The organism is Trabulsiella odontotermitis (assembly GCF_001188485.1).
Classification (GTDB): Bacteria; Pseudomonadota; Gammaproteobacteria; order Enterobacterales; family Enterobacteriaceae; genus Trabulsiella; species Trabulsiella odontotermitis_A.
The window spans coordinates 41,591-55,253 of the sequence record NZ_JNGH01000119.1; the positions used below are offsets into that span (position 1 = coordinate 41,591).

Consider the following 13,663-nt stretch of genomic DNA (forward strand, 5'->3'; position numbering starts at 1 on the left):
TTTACCTGTCCCGTAGGCGTTTCATTTGGCTGAGGTACCTTATAAAAATACATTACCACTATCGAGGTAAGAATATATCTGAATATTGTTCGTGTTGGTTGCCACTATATCCTTTGTGATGTTTTTCAGATTAATTCTCTTTAAGTTATTTCTCCGACTCCAGTCTTGCACTGCACCGTCAGCAAGTCAATATAGGGAGAGAGTTGGCGGCGGGGAAACAAATAACGGCACTGAATTAACGGCTTCATAAATTCTTAGTGATACTTAGTTGACTACCTGGTTTTTCCGGAGTTGTCGTAAGTATATGAAGGTTTGTATGAGATTTTATTTTGGCTATATAAGAATTTTATGCATGTTGCATGGTCTGCTAATAATTTGGCGAGTAGCACAATTAGCTAAAGGAATACAGCCATAGAGAAAGCTCGCGAAAAGTAATTCACTGAATTTATTATGCATTCCATTTTATCTGTTCTCCGATTACGGAGCCGCATGCTCTCCTGATGACTTCTTAACCAGTCAGCACTGTCTAAGCGGTGGAACAGGTATTTGACAGCGGGTGCGAGGCGAGGGTACGCAAACCTCTCACTCATGAGAGTGTGCATATCAGTCTGCATTTCTGTTTTGTCTTCCCTAAAGGTCGCCGGTCCGTTTCATCCAACTGCCGCTAAAGCCCCTTGACATAATGAGGAATAGATCTTACATTGGTAACAAGTTACCTAAGTAACTATGTATACCCCCTAGTTTATGAGCTTCTTGACGTTACCGCTCACTTTTTGAATGAGGAAGTGTAATGACAACTGAACAGGAACAACCAATGACTGATTCTCTCAATATTGAACGGGTGCAAACTGGCTTCCGTATAGAAAAACGTATCCTTAAGGTGCTAAAAGGCCTGGCCGAATACCACGATATGAGTTTAGGGGATTTGGTTGAAGGAATAGTGCTCCATGCATTTGAGGGTAAGTGTGCATTTGGTGAGCAAAGCCTGGCTTGTATCGCTGAGTTAAAGAAAATTTATGCACTGGATCTGGATGCTAATGCATCGCACAAATTAATCGAGAAAGAAAAATAATTTAAAATTAATGCTCCATATGTCCCTGACTCCTGAACTGACAATAAAGTAAATATTGTCAGTTTACCTTATTTTGATTAGCAGGCATCTCAAATGGACTGCAAAAGAAAGAAAAGCCGCTGCTTTATAAGATGCTTATTATTTAAAACGATTTCGAAAGCTATTTTCATTTCCTTTGTAAAATATCTTAAAAGAGTACAATCACGCCGGAAATCAACTATTGCGCTACAAAAGATGAGTGATGAACAATTGAAGGACATCGGTCTTACCCGTGATGACATCCCATAGCCGTTTTTCTTCGTGTTTAACTTACTTATCCCATTAACACCTGCCTTACATCGTTGAGCCACTATACTGACCATTGCAGTTGTCATTTTCATACGAAGCTGTGCACGGTTAATTACCTCATACCAACCTTACCCATGACCAGCAGGAGAACAATATGCAAAAAAGTAAAAACGTAATAGGGCTGATAGCCTTCTCGGCAGTCGCAGCATTGTTCAGCACGGTAAGTGTGCAAGCCCAGGCACCGGCGAACGCCGCGCAGAATGGTGCCGCAGGCCAGACTGAATCGAGCGCCAGGCTCAACGCCAGCGACGAAAAGGCGTTAAAGGACATGGCGCAGGCCAATATCAACGAAATCGCCGCCGCCAGGATTGCGCAAAGCAAGGCCCAAAGCAGCGAAGTCAAAGCCTTCGCTGAGCAAATGGTCAAAGACCACGGCGATGCCTTGACCAAAGTACAAGCCGTCGCCCGGCAAAAGGGCGTGGCACTGCCGGCTGAGCCGGACGCCAGTCATAAGGCCATGGCCGATAAGCTGGAGAAACAACATGGCGACGCATTTGACAAGATGTATATGGAGAACGCCGGTACCAGGGACCACAAAATGGTGCTGTCGACGTTGCAGAGTGAATCCGGCAAGATCAAAGATCCCGATGTGAAGGCGCTGGTCGACGCGCACACGCCAGTTGTTGAGCAGCATCTAAAATCCGCCCAGCAGATGACGATGTCAGCAGGTAAGTAAATACGTTATCCGGTGGGCATACGATCCTGCGCCTGCGTAAATGTGCCGATCGATGCCCGCCCTTTGGCCTGGAATGCCTCGCCAGGGCAACGTATTTCAAATTTAACGCCAGTGGGTTGGGATCAATAATGGGTTTTCTTTCAGGCGGTCTTCTGTTTTGGGAAGTCAACCGTCACCATCAGCCCACCTTCTGCAGACGTGCTCAGACATATGCTGCTGTTGTGTTGCTGCGCAACCGCTTTGACGATGGCAAGTCCCAGCCCACTCCCGCTCTGTATCTGATTGGGATCGCGAAAAAATCTATCGAACACGCGCTCCCTCAACGCAACTGGAATGCCGGGCCCTGCATCTGAAACACGTAACTGAATGGATTTCTCTAACGATCGTAAATCCACCTCAACCCGTCCGCCCTCAGGACTGTACTTCACGGCATTTTCAGTTAAGTTGTCGATAAGCGACATCAGGCGTTCCCTGACACCTGTCATCCAGATCTCATCATCTGAGTAGAATTCAAGCTCAATCCTGCGCTCAGCAGCCAGCGGAGATAACGCAGCCAGTCGCTCTTGTATGAGCGTCGTCAGCGGCACAGGCTCCATAACAGTGTCATTGCGCGCTTCGCTGTGCATCATCAGCAGCAACTGATTGACGAGACGCGCTGCACGGCTATTGCTACGAATAATCCCTGTCAGCAACTCTTTTTGTCTATCGCTGCTTACCCAGGACTGCAACGCCTCGACATTGATGCGCATCGCAGCCAGTGGGGTACGCAACTCGTGAGCCGCATCGGCAATGAAAACGCGTTCCCTTTCAGCGCCTTCTCGCACTCTGGCAAGTAATCCATTGACCGCATCGACCATATGGCGAAGCTCCCTGTGCTTTGGCACGGCTTTTATGGGAGAGAGATCGTCCGGCGTGCGTAAGGCAACTTCATTGACCACCTTGTTCCAGGGGCGCATGGCAATGCGGATTGACAGCCATGCTGGAAACAAAAGAAAAGGAATGCATACCAGCAGTGGCATGACGTAGTAGCCACGCGAGTTCAGGTAGATAAAGAAGTTCCAGCCTCCGGCAGGGGTGACCAGGGTGACCTCCGTGTTGGCGCTCCCGGATTTTAGGGTACGGCTGGTCCAGGTGCGACCTTCACTCTCACTATTCTGGAGTTTGCCATATCTTGTGTTTGTCACGCCTGTCGGAGCACCAGAAGATGAATAAATGATCTCATTATTCTTCCGAACAATGAGGCTGATTGACAGCGCGGGATCTTCACCTCCGCCATAATCTTCCCGCAATGCCTTACTGAACGCTGCCAGCACATCGGTTCGCGCCTGCGGGCGATCGTCCAGATTCTCAACCACAGTAAAAATGGTTTCGTAAGTCTTGCTGCCCGTTAATATCGGCGGGCTACGCAAGTCCTCCCACAAAATCCAGGTCAGAAAAAGACACCAAAGCAGTGTGAGCAGTAGCATCTGCGCGATCATAATTCGCCGTACGAGCGTTGGGGTTCTCAGATGCCGCCAAACATTACGCATCAACCTGCTCCCTTCTGGATCGGTACGGTATCAATGACATACCCTACGCCTCGCACCGTTCGCACATAGCCGTCGCCGATTTTGCGCCGCAAATTACCCATATGCACATCGAGAGCATTACTCAAATTCTCTTTTTCACCGAAGATCCTTTCCTCCAGAAAACGGCGTGTAAGCACACGGTCAGTGCGCAACATCAACGCTTCAAGTAACGCGTATTCACTTGCCGTCAACTCAATATTTCGCGCATTCACTGTCACGCGACGCGTCGGTACATGGAGAGATAATCCGCGAATGTCTATCGCCTCCTTCTCAAAACCGTAACTGCGCCGTGCAAGGGCTCTCACCCTGGCCAACAACTCAGCGAGAACAAAAGGTTTGACGAGATAGTCGTCAGCACCGGCATCCAGCCCGCACAGGCGATCCTGCAGAGTGCCCCTCGCAGTCAGAATGATGACGGGGATACCCTTGAACTGCTGGCGCAAGTACGCCATCAGGCCCATGCCATCGCCATCGGGCAGTCCGAGGTCGAGCAACACAAGTTCTGGCACGCAGACATCAAGTTGATGCAGCGCATCCACTTTGCGGCGAACCCATATGACATCTAACCCTTGATCTGCAAGGGCAATACGTATGCCGTTGCCGAGATCCAGGTCGTCTTCGATAAGGAGAATTTTCACGATAGTAATGTTATCAACAGTGAATGAAGAACATCTGAAGAAAAAGACGGTATCAGGAAATCTGTCAGGTTTGCAGCACCTGTATTTGCTTCATGCTTTCTTCATTTTTAGCTCATGAGAACTTTAGGGGGCGCATTCAAAGTGAACGTTCTGGCGTTTAAAACCCGCTTGTATCGTAACAATTTGAATCCACAAGGAATTCTTTAATGAGAAACGTCGAACTGCGTCATAAGTTCCTCTCTTCACTCCTGGGACACCCCCTGAAAAAAACGCTGCCGGGCGCGCTGCTGGCGTTACTGTCCACCCCAACACTGGCGGCAGAGCCGCAACAGGGTAACGTGTTGACCCTGGGGGGCGGCGTGAACGTCGCACCACGCTATTCTGGTTCGGATGAAAACCGCGTCACGACGGCTCTGGTGCTGGATTACGCGATGCGTAATGGGTTCTTCGTGAGTACCACGCGGGGGATCGGTTACGGCAACAACATCGGCAACCTCGATTACAACGCTGCGCTGAGCTATCGCACAGGTCGTAAGGACCATGACGTGAGCAGCGACGCAATGAGCGACGGCAGCGACTATTTAAAAGGTATGGGCGACGTCAAAGGCTCGGCGCTCGGTGTATTTGGTCTGGGGTATAAGGTGACCGACTGGCTTAATGTGCAACTGCAGGCTGAGGTGCCGTTTTCTCAGCGAGACAATGGCGCAGCCCTGCATTTCGGCATTATCAGCCCGCTTTATAGCTCATCGAAAAATACTGTGACGATGGCGCTGACCAGCAGTTGGGGGACAAGCAACTATATGCAGACTTACTACGGGGTAAGTGCATCACAGTCAGCTGCCTCGGGGTTGACTCAATATGATGCCGAATCGGGGATTTATGCCTGGTCAATGAATATGGACTGGACGCACAACATCAACAACAGCTGGAGTGTGGTTGCCGCTGCCGGCTTTACGCAGTTGACGGGTGATGCGCGCAACAGTCCCCTTGTTCAACGAAAAGCATCGCCCACGGGAAGACTGACAGTGACATATCGCTTCTGATTGTCGCGACGTTATGCGGAACACAAACGCTAACGTGTTGCCATCGGGGCCATGAACATAGGCCCCGTAAAACCCTTCACTCTATGTCTTTACATTCAATTCTCTTTCGGGTTATTGTTATATTATAACATAACGCAGGGGGTCGTATGCTTTCTCCAACATGCTTTTCACTCTCCATTTTCCTGCGGCTTGGCGTAGGAATTCTTATTTTAAGTCTTTTGTGGATCGCCGTTCTGTGGGCGATTGCGTTGCCATGATTGAACTCCAGGCACTCAGAGTGGGTTATGACTCCTTGCCCGTGACGCCTGCCATCAGCGGAAGTCTTGCCCAGGGAAGCATGACGGCTATCGTCGGTGATAATGGTTGTGGTAAATCGACATTACTCAAAACGCTGGCGGGTTTTCTTCCTCCGGTGAAGGGGAGCGTTCACTGGCCCAAAGGACGTCCGGTCATCGGATGGCTTGCCCAGCGTAATACGCTCGAGTCCGACTTCCCGATTGTTGTGCAGGATGTTGTGAATATGGGGCTTTGGCCAAAGGTCTCGCTTTTTCGCAGTATTGGCCGTAGTGAGCGGTTGCGAGTTGCCGCCGCACTCGAACGCGTCGGGATGCTTCATCTCGCCAGAACCCCTGTCGAGACGCTATCGGGAGGGCAATTCCAGCGGATGCTATTTGCCCGGGTCTGGCTGCAACAGGCACCGCTGGTCATGCTGGATGAACCCTTGACGGGGGTGGATGAAAATACCAGCCATGTTCTGATGTCATTGATCGGAGAAATGCATCAACGGGGGCAAACGATTCTGGCGGTTCTGCATGATACGCCGCGGGTGAATCGCTATTTCCCTGCGGTACTGCGTCTCGGCAGCGCGAGCTGTGAGTGGCAAATACAGGCGAAAAAGGCGTGTGTGGCATGACGTTACCTTTCCTCATTCAGCCGTTTATCGAATATGGGTTTATGCGTCGGGCGCTGGTTGCCTGCCTGGCGCTGTCGTTAAGCACCACCACGCTGGGCGTTTTCCTGTTTTTACGGCGGATGAGCCTGATGGGCGATGCGCTGTCGCACGCTATTCTGCCAGGCGTGGCCACCGGTTATCTACTGAGCGGTATGTCGCTCCTGGCGATGGGAACGGGCGGATTTATTGCAGGGATTTTGGTCGCGCTGGTGGCGGGGTGGGTCAGCAGACGAACGCCTCTGAAAGAAGACGCCAGCTTTGCCGGATTCTACCTTGGTTCGCTTGCGCTGGGCGTCACGCTTGTCTCTTTACGCGGCTCCAGCGTGGATCTCCTGCATCTCCTGTTCGGCTCGATTCTGGCAGTAGATCAGCAGTCTCTGACATTCGTTGCGGCGGTGGCCACACTGACATTGCTTTGTCTGGCGGTGTGTTATCGGGGACTGGTGAGCGAGGTGTTTGACAGCACATGGCTTGAGGTCAATAAGAGACGTCTGCCAACGCTGTTTCATACGCTTTTCCTCGGACTGTTGGTCCTCAATCTTGTCGCGGGTTTCCAGGTCCTCGGTACGCTGATGGTGGTCGGCATGATGATGTTGCCGGCGGTTGCTGCCCGCTGCTGGATGCACACCCTGCCGGGAATGATACTGCTGGCGGGTATTGTCGGCGTCCTGTGTTCATGGATCGGGCTCAGTATTTCCTGGCGCGTCGCATTGCCCGCAGGGCCATCTATCGTCCTGTGCGCCAGCGTTTTTTTCCTTTTTTCAATATTATTCGGCGGTCGTAGCAGGCTGGCTGTTGTTCTGCTGCGCCCATTTTTTGGNGAAACGTACAGCGTTTTTTCTGGCATTAAGCATGGGGATGATGGCTCACGGCGTCAGTGCCAAAACCTTAAATGTGGTCACCAGTTTTTCTATTCTGGGTGACATTGTTCAGCAGGTGGGTGGCGAACACGTAACGGTGAAAACCCTTGTTGGGCCAGATGGCGATCCTCATACCTTTGAGCCATCCCCGCAGGACAGCGCAGCAATCGGTAAAGCCGATGTGGTGGTTGTCAATGGGCTGGGGCTGGAAGGGTGGCTCGACAGGCTGATTAAAGCATCAGGTTTTAAGGGGCAACTGGTTGTCGCTTCTGACGGTGTGGCAACACATACGATAGATGAAGATGGCAAAACCGTCGTCGACCCTCATGCCTGGAACAGCGCGGCTAATGGTGCCCGGTACGCGCAGAACATCGTGAAGGGACTTATCAACGCGGATCCGGAAGATAAGGCCGCGCTGAGCAAGGCAGGCGATGACTATATCGCGCAGTTGCATGAACTCGATAGCTGGGCGAAAAAACGTTTCAGTGACATCCCGGAATCTAAGCGTATTGTTCTGACCAGTCACGATGCGTTTGGTTACTTTAGCCGCGCTTATCATGTCCGTTTCCTTGCTGTGCAAGGGCTGTCTTCTGAAAGCGAAGCCAGCGCGAAAGACGTTGCGGCGCTCATTGACCAAATCAAAGCGGATCATGTCACAACCTGGTTTATGGAAAACCAGCTCGACCCGCGTCTGGTAAAACAAATCGCGAATGCAACAGGAGCGCAGCCTGGCGGAGAATTATTCCCTGAAGCGCTTTCACCGAAAGGGGGGCCTGCCGCGACCTATACTCAGGCGTTTAAACACAATGTTGACGTCATCGCTGACAGTATGAAATGAAGATAATGCGGTCATAAATCCCATCCAGTTATCTTTAACAGAGGCCTGCCTGCGCAGGCCTCACTTCCTGGCAGCACAACATTGCTGTGTTTCAGGGCTGCCGACACTGCGGCGCCATGCGCCGGGAGCCTGGCCAAACTGACGCTTGAAGCTGCGGTTGAAGGACTGCTGGGAGTCAAAGCCCAACGCGATCGCCACGGTCAAAATCGGTTCGTCGCTGTGGGTTAAACGCTCGACCGATTTTTGCAGTTTTTGCGCGCGGATATACTCCGCGAGCGGATAGCCTGTGTGTTCTTTGAATATCCGCTGGAGGTGCCATTTCGAGTAGCCGGCTCGTCTGGAAACGGTGTTAATGTCCAGACGGTTTTCAAGGTTGTTGTCGATCCAGTCGAGTAAGTCGTGAATGATTGCGCCCGTGTTCATCGTGTTCCCCACCTGGTATTTAAAAGCATCTTTGTCTGTTGCATTTAAGGGTGGCCTGCTTTCACATTAATTGCAAGTTTTATTGTTGCATTTTAATCCTTGCCGGGAGCGCGTTTTTACCGCCGACGAAAATAGCACATAAAGTGTATTAATTATTCTTGCACTTAATTTAGCGCCTTCCTACAATCGCCGCGATAGTGTATTCGCAATTGTTACAGTTTTGTGGCGATGAACGACACAAATGGCCTCAAGCCAGCCCGGACAAAGGAAGTGGCGCGGCGTCTCCCGCAGCGTCTTGCCCGGCGGCTAAATTACCGGAATAAAAATAATGAGCCTGCAAAAACCCTGGGTTAACTTTCGTCTGCATGCACTGGGGACGATGTTACTCTCCGTACTGCTCGTCGGATGCGATGACGGTGTCGCGCAAAACGCCGTGCCGCAAGCACCCACCGTCAGCGCTGCTGACGTGGTAGTGAAATCCATCAGTCAGTGGGATAGCTTTAACGGTCGGATTGAGGCGGTGGAAAGTGTTCAGCTGCGCCCCCGCGTCTCCGGTTACATTGATAAAGTGAATTACACCGACGGCCAGGAGGTGAAAAAGGGCGAGGTGCTGTTCACTATTGATGACAGAACCTATCGCGCCGCACTGGAACAGGCGCAGGCGACCTTAGCGAGAGCCAAAACGCAGGCCAGCCTGGCGCGAAGTGAGGCTAACCGTACCGATAAATTAGTCAATACCAACGTGGTATCCCGTGAAGAATGGGAGCAGCGTCGCTCGGCCGCCACCCAGGCGCAGGCCGACATTCGCGCCGCACAGGCGGCGGTTGACGCCGCGCAACTTAACCTCGATTTCACCAAAGTGACCGCGCCTATCGAGGGTCGCGCCAGCCGTGCGCTGATCACCAGTGGTAATCTGGTCACCGCGGGTGACAGCGCCAGTGTGCTCACCACACTGGTATCGCAGAAGACGGTTTACGTCTACTTTGACGTGGATGAGTCGACCTATCTTCACTATCAAAATCTCGCCCGCAGCGGGCAGGGGGCGTCCAGTAATCACCTGGCGCTACCGGTTGAGATTGGTCTGGTGGGTGAGGAGGGCTACCCCCATCAGGGCAAAGTGGATTTTCTTGATAATCAGTTAACGCCGAGTACCGGCACGATCCGTATGCGCGCGCTGTTGGATAACGCGCAACGGCAGTTCACGCCGGGGCTCTTTGCCCGCGTACGCCTGCCGGGTAGCGCTGAATTCAAAGCCACACTTATCGACGATAAAGCGGTGCTGACCGATCAGGATCGCAAATATGTTTATATCGTTGATAAAGAGGGGAAAGCGCAGCGTCGCGATATTACACCGGGGCGCCTGGCAGCCGGTTTACGCATCGTGCAACAGGGGCTGAAGCCAGGCGACAGAGTCATCGTCGATGGTTTACAAAAAGTGTTCATGCCGGGTATGCCGGTTAACGCGAAAACCGTTGCCATGACCGCCAGCACCGCCCTCAACTGATATCTTACCTGAGAATCCGACATATGGACTTTTCCCGCTTTTTTATCGACAGGCCGATTTTCGCTGCGGTGCTGTCGATTCTGATCTTTGTCACAGGATTAATCGCCATCCCGCTGTTGCCGGTTAGCGAATATCCTGACGTCGTACCGCCCAGTGTGCAGGTGCGCGCGGAGTATCCAGGTGCCAACCCGAAAGTGATTGCAGAGACCGTGGCGACGCCACTGGAAGAAGCGATCAACGGTGTTGAAAACATGATGTACATGAAATCTGTCGCAGGTTCCGACGGCGTACTGGTGACCACCGTCACGTTCCGTCCGGGTACTGACCCCGATCAGGCGCAGGTTCAGGTGCAAAACCGGGTATCACAAGCCGAGGCGCGGCTGCCGGAAGATGTGCGGCGTTTGGGCATCACCACCCAGAAACAATCGCCGACGCTGACGCTGGTGGTGCATCTGTTTTCGCCCGGCGGGAAATACGATTCACTGTATATGCGTAACTACGCCACGCTAAAGGTGAAGGATGAGCTGGCGCGTCTGCCCGGCGTCGGCCAGATTCAGATTTTTGGCTCGGGCGAATATGCAATGCGCATCTGGCTGGATCCGAACAAGGTGGCGGCGCGCGGGTTGACGGCTTCGGATGTGGTAACGGCGATGCAGGAGCAAAACGTACAGGTTTCCGCCGGGCAGCTCGGTGCCGAGCCACTGCCGAAAGAGAGCGATTTCCTGATCTCAATGAACGCCCAGGGTCGTCTGCACACGGAAGAAGAGTTTGGCAATATTATTCTGAAAACGGCGCAAGACGGCTCACTGGTACGCCTGCGCGACGTGGCACGTATCGAAATGGGCTCTGGCAGCTACGCGCTGCGTTCCCAGCTTAATAATAAAGACGCGGTCGGGATTGGTATCTTCCAGTCCCCGGGGGCGAACGCTATCGATTTATCCAACGCGGTGCGCGCCAAAATGGACGAACTGGCAACGCGTTTCCCGGATGACATGAAATGGGCGGCACCTTACGATCCGACGGTTTTTGTTCGCGATTCCATTCGCGCGGTAGTGCAAACGCTGCTGGAAGCGGTGGTGCTGGTGGTACTGGTGGTGATTCTGTTTCTGCAAACCTGGCGTGCGTCGATTATTCCGCTGATCGCGGTGCCGGTATCGGTCGTGGGAACGTTCAGCATTCTCTACCTGCTTGGCTTCTCACTGAATACCCTCAGCTTGTTCGGGCTGGTGTTGGCTATCGGTATCGTTGTCGACGACGCCATCGTGGTGGTGGAAAACGTTGAGCGAAATATCGAAGAGGGGCTTGCTCCCCTCGAGGCGGCACATCAGGCGATGCGTGAAGTGTCCGGGCCGATTATCGCCATTGCACTGGTGCTGTGCGCGGTGTTCGTACCGATGGCGTTTCTCTCCGGGGTCACCGGTCAGTTCTACAAACAGTTTGCGGTGACTATCGCGATTTCGACGGTGATCTCCGCCATCAACTCGCTGACGCTCTCTCCGGCGCTCGCTGCCCTGTTATTAAAGCCGCACGGCGCACCGAAAGACGTCCCGACCCGGCTGATTGATCGTCTGTTCGGTTGGATTTTCCGTCCGTTTAACCGCTTTTTCCACCGTAGCTCGGACGGTTATCAGGGGCTGGTGGGCAAAACGCTCGGACGACGTGGTGTGGTGTTTGTTGTCTATGTGCTGCTGCTCTGTGCCGCTGGCGTCATGTTTAAAGCCGTACCCGGCGGGTTTATTCCAACCCAGGATAAGCTGTATTTAATTGGCGGCGTGAAAATGCCGGAAGGCTCTTCGCTGGCACGCACCGACGCGGTGATCCGCAAAATGAGCGAAATCGGGATGAATACCGAAGGTGTGGATTATGCGGTCGCCTTTCCCGGGCTTAATGCACTGCAGTTCACCAACACGCCGAATACCGGGACGGTCTTTTTTGGCCTGAAACCGTTCGACCAGCGTAAAAAAACGGCTGCGGAAATTAACGCTGAGATCAACGCTCAAATTGCTCAAATTCAGCAGGGCTTTGGCTTCTCTATTTTGCCGCCGCCGATTTTAGGGCTGGGTCAGGGCTCTGGCTATTCGCTGTACATACAGGATCGCGCTGGTCTTGGTTATGGCGCGTTGCAGAGCGCGGTGAATATGATGTCCGGTGCGATTATGCAGACGCCGGGGATGCATTTCCCCATCTCAACCTACCAGGCAAACGTTCCGCAACTGGATGTGCAGGTCGATCGCGATAAAGCGAAAGCGCAGGGCGTGTCGTTGACCGATCTTTTCGGTACGCTGCAAACGTATCTGGGATCGTCTTATGTAAACGATTTTAACCAGTTCGGGCGCACCTGGCGTGTGATGGCGCAGGCTGACGGGCCATTCCGCGACAGCGTGGAAGATATTGCTAATTTGCGCACCCGTAATAATCAGGGCGAAATGGTACCGATTGGCAGTATGGTGAACATCAGTACCACGTACGGGCCGGACCCGGTGATTCGCTACAATGGCTATCCGGCGGCGGATCTGATTGGCGATGCTGATCCCCGCATCCTCTCTTCCTCGCAGGCGATGACGCACCTGGAGGGGATGTCTAAACAGATACTGCCGAATGGGATGAATATTGAATGGACGGATCTGAGCTTCCAGCAGGCCACTCAGGGCAATACGGCGCTGATCGTTTTCCCGGTCGCGGTTCTGCTGGCGTTCCTGGTACTGGCGGCGCTGTATGAAAGCTGGACGCTGCCGCTGGCGGTGATCCTTATCGTCCCGATGACAATGCTGTCCGCGCTGTTTGGCGTCTGGCTGACCGGTGGCGATAACAACGTGTTCGTGCAGGTTGGTCTGGTGGTACTCATGGGGCTGGCGTGTAAAAACGCGATTCTGATCGTTGAGTTTGCCCGCGAGCTGGAAATCCAGGGGAAAGGGATCATGGACGCGGCGCTGGAAGCCTGCCGACTGCGTTTACGCCCGATTGTGATGACTTCCATCGCCTTTATTGCCGGGACGATTCCGCTGATCCTCGGTCACGGCGCGGGGGCGGAAGTGCGCGGCGTCACCGGGATCACCGTGTTCTCCGGTATGCTGGGCGTGACGCTGTTTGGTCTGTTTCTGACCCCGGTGTTTTACGTTACGCTGCGTAAATTCGTGACGCGCGGCAAACCGGTAAGGGACGTATTGCCTGCTTAGGCTAATGTAGATAATAAAAAACCGCCTTCACCGTGAAGGCGGTTTTTTTCGCAATGAGAAAATAATTACTGCGCTTTTTTATACAGGGCATCAATTTCGGGCACCGGATCGCACCCGCTGGTATCGGCTTTTTTGACCGCTTCCAGCGCGCTTGCCACGGTATGGCGAGCTAATACCTCCAGCGAAGCCTGCTCCGCTTCATCGGCAATAGATTTGAAGTACCAGCACGCGTTGGCGCTGACCACGCAGCGAGCCGGTATGTCGGGACGCGAGGCCCACAGCTTTTTATCTTCTATGACGGAAATGTAGATATCGCGCAGGGTGATTTTTTCCGCCGGGCGACCAAGATGGATAGAACCGTTGCGGCCAAGCGTTGAAACAATAATGCCGTCACGCGTGAGCGGAACCATTAATTTGCGGATGAGGCTCGGATTCGCTTCCAGCCCGTAGGCCAGAATCGCACTCGTCGAACGTTCACCCGATTGCTCCGCCATCGCTACGCTGAGAACCATCTGCAAAGCTGTCGGGAAGCGGTAATCTAACATTTTATTGTCCTGGGTCGCGG

Annotated in this window: 12 protein-coding genes and 1 pseudogene; 9 read left to right on the plus strand and 4 right to left on the minus strand. The window is 52.9% G+C overall.

The window, feature by feature from the left end; genetic code table 11:
* Positions 1-790: 790 nt before the first annotated feature.
* From GM30_RS20950 to GM30_RS20960, 3 genes are all read left to right on the plus strand, one after another.
* A complete protein-coding gene (locus GM30_RS20950; RefSeq protein ID WP_202864733.1) occupies positions 791-1,072 on the plus strand; it encodes a hypothetical protein in 282 nt (93 codons plus the stop codon).
* Positions 1,073-1,165: 93 nt separating this feature from the next.
* Positions 1,166-1,360, plus strand: a complete 195-nt coding sequence (locus GM30_RS20955) for a DUF1127 domain-containing protein (protein ID WP_049850167.1) — start codon at positions 1,166-1,168, stop codon at positions 1,358-1,360.
* A 154-nt stretch (positions 1,361-1,514) separates the two neighbouring features.
* The gene (locus tag GM30_RS20960) at positions 1,515-2,096 is read left to right on the plus strand and encodes a DUF4142 domain-containing protein (protein WP_049850168.1); all 582 of its coding nucleotides are present in this window, start codon (positions 1,515-1,517) and stop codon (positions 2,094-2,096) included.
* Positions 2,097-2,236: 140 nt separating this feature from the next.
* Here GM30_RS20960 and GM30_RS20965 read toward each other — a convergent pair whose 3' ends face one another.
* Together GM30_RS20965 and GM30_RS20970 are read right to left on the minus strand one after the other, a co-directional pair.
* A complete protein-coding gene (locus GM30_RS20965; RefSeq protein ID WP_049850169.1) occupies positions 2,237-3,625 on the minus strand; it encodes a sensor histidine kinase in 1,389 nt (462 codons plus the stop codon).
* Positions 3,625-4,302: a response regulator gene (locus tag GM30_RS20970; protein WP_049850170.1), complete on the minus strand. Its 678-nt coding sequence runs from the start codon at positions 4,300-4,302 to the stop codon at positions 3,625-3,627. Before GM30_RS20970 ends, GM30_RS20965 begins: the two co-directional genes overlap by 1 nt.
* Positions 4,303-4,508: 206 nt before the next feature.
* Here GM30_RS20970 and GM30_RS20975 point away from each other — a divergent pair, with 206 nt between their 5' ends.
* From GM30_RS20975 to GM30_RS20990, 4 genes and pseudogenes are all read left to right on the plus strand, one after another.
* Complete coding sequence (locus GM30_RS20975) at positions 4,509-5,345, plus strand: MipA/OmpV family protein (protein WP_049850171.1); 837 nt, start codon at positions 4,509-4,511, stop codon at positions 5,343-5,345.
* A gap of 253 nt (positions 5,346-5,598) precedes the next feature.
* On the plus strand, positions 5,599-6,258 hold the full coding sequence (locus GM30_RS20980) for a metal ABC transporter ATP-binding protein (protein WP_049850313.1): 660 nt from the start codon (positions 5,599-5,601) through the stop codon (positions 6,256-6,258).
* Positions 6,255-7,094: pseudogene (locus GM30_RS20985) on the plus strand (metal ABC transporter permease); the annotation flags it as partial. The gene GM30_RS20980 and the pseudogene GM30_RS20985, both read left to right, overlap by 4 nt.
* A gap of 55 nt (positions 7,095-7,149) precedes the next feature.
* Positions 7,150-7,995: a metal ABC transporter substrate-binding protein gene (locus GM30_RS20990; protein ID WP_049850172.1), complete on the plus strand. Its 846-nt coding sequence runs from the start codon at positions 7,150-7,152 to the stop codon at positions 7,993-7,995.
* Positions 7,996-8,055: 60 nt separating this feature from the next.
* Here GM30_RS20990 and GM30_RS20995 read toward each other — a convergent pair whose 3' ends face one another.
* Positions 8,056-8,418: a helix-turn-helix domain-containing protein gene (locus GM30_RS20995; protein ID WP_049850173.1), complete on the minus strand. Its 363-nt coding sequence runs from the start codon at positions 8,416-8,418 to the stop codon at positions 8,056-8,058.
* 328 nt (positions 8,419-8,746) lie between these two features.
* Between GM30_RS20995 and oqxA the strand changes: the two genes are divergently transcribed.
* Both oqxA and oqxB read left to right on the plus strand, forming a co-directional pair.
* Positions 8,747-9,922: a multidrug efflux RND transporter periplasmic adaptor subunit OqxA gene (gene oqxA, locus GM30_RS21000; protein WP_049850174.1), complete on the plus strand. Its 1,176-nt coding sequence runs from the start codon at positions 8,747-8,749 to the stop codon at positions 9,920-9,922.
* A gap of 23 nt (positions 9,923-9,945) precedes the next feature.
* Positions 9,946-13,098 carry a multidrug efflux RND transporter permease subunit OqxB gene (oqxB, locus tag GM30_RS21005; RefSeq protein ID WP_049850175.1) on the plus strand — a complete coding sequence of 1,051 codons (3,153 nt, stop codon included), beginning with the start codon at positions 9,946-9,948 and terminating at the stop codon, positions 13,096-13,098.
* Positions 13,099-13,163: 65 nt separating this feature from the next.
* On the opposite strand, the gene oqxR is transcribed toward oqxB, so the two are convergent.
* Positions 13,164-13,643, minus strand: coding sequence for an efflux pump transcriptional repressor OqxR (gene oqxR / locus GM30_RS21010; RefSeq protein WP_049850176.1), 480 nt, complete (start codon positions 13,641-13,643; stop codon positions 13,164-13,166).
* Positions 13,644-13,663: the final 20 nt, after the last annotated feature.

Excerpts from the sequence above, each read along its gene's own strand:
- GM30_RS20950 (WP_202864733.1), top strand. The coding sequence starts at position 791 with ATGACAACTGAACAGGAACAACCAATGACTGATTCTCTCAATATTGAA.
- GM30_RS20955 (WP_049850167.1), top strand. The coding sequence starts at position 1,166 with ATGGACTGCAAAAGAAAGAAAAGCCGCTGCTTTATAAGATGCTTATTA.
- GM30_RS20960 (WP_049850168.1), top strand. The coding sequence starts at position 1,515 with ATGCAAAAAAGTAAAAACGTAATAGGGCTGATAGCCTTCTCGGCAGTC.
- GM30_RS20965 (WP_049850169.1), bottom strand. The coding sequence starts at position 3,625 with ATGCGTAATGTTTGGCGGCATCTGAGAACCCCAACGCTCGTACGGCGA.
- GM30_RS20975 (WP_049850171.1), top strand. The coding sequence starts at position 4,509 with ATGAGAAACGTCGAACTGCGTCATAAGTTCCTCTCTTCACTCCTGGGA.
- GM30_RS20980 (WP_049850313.1), top strand. The coding sequence starts at position 5,599 with ATGATTGAACTCCAGGCACTCAGAGTGGGTTATGACTCCTTGCCCGTG.
- GM30_RS20990 (WP_049850172.1), top strand. The coding sequence starts at position 7,150 with ATGGGGATGATGGCTCACGGCGTCAGTGCCAAAACCTTAAATGTGGTC.
- GM30_RS20995 (WP_049850173.1), bottom strand. The coding sequence starts at position 8,418 with ATGAACACGGGCGCAATCATTCACGACTTACTCGACTGGATCGACAAC.
- oqxA (WP_049850174.1), top strand. The coding sequence starts at position 8,747 with ATGAGCCTGCAAAAACCCTGGGTTAACTTTCGTCTGCATGCACTGGGG.
- oqxB (WP_049850175.1), top strand. The coding sequence starts at position 9,946 with ATGGACTTTTCCCGCTTTTTTATCGACAGGCCGATTTTCGCTGCGGTG.
- oqxR (WP_049850176.1), bottom strand. The coding sequence starts at position 13,643 with ATGTTAGATTACCGCTTCCCGACAGCTTTGCAGATGGTTCTCAGCGTA.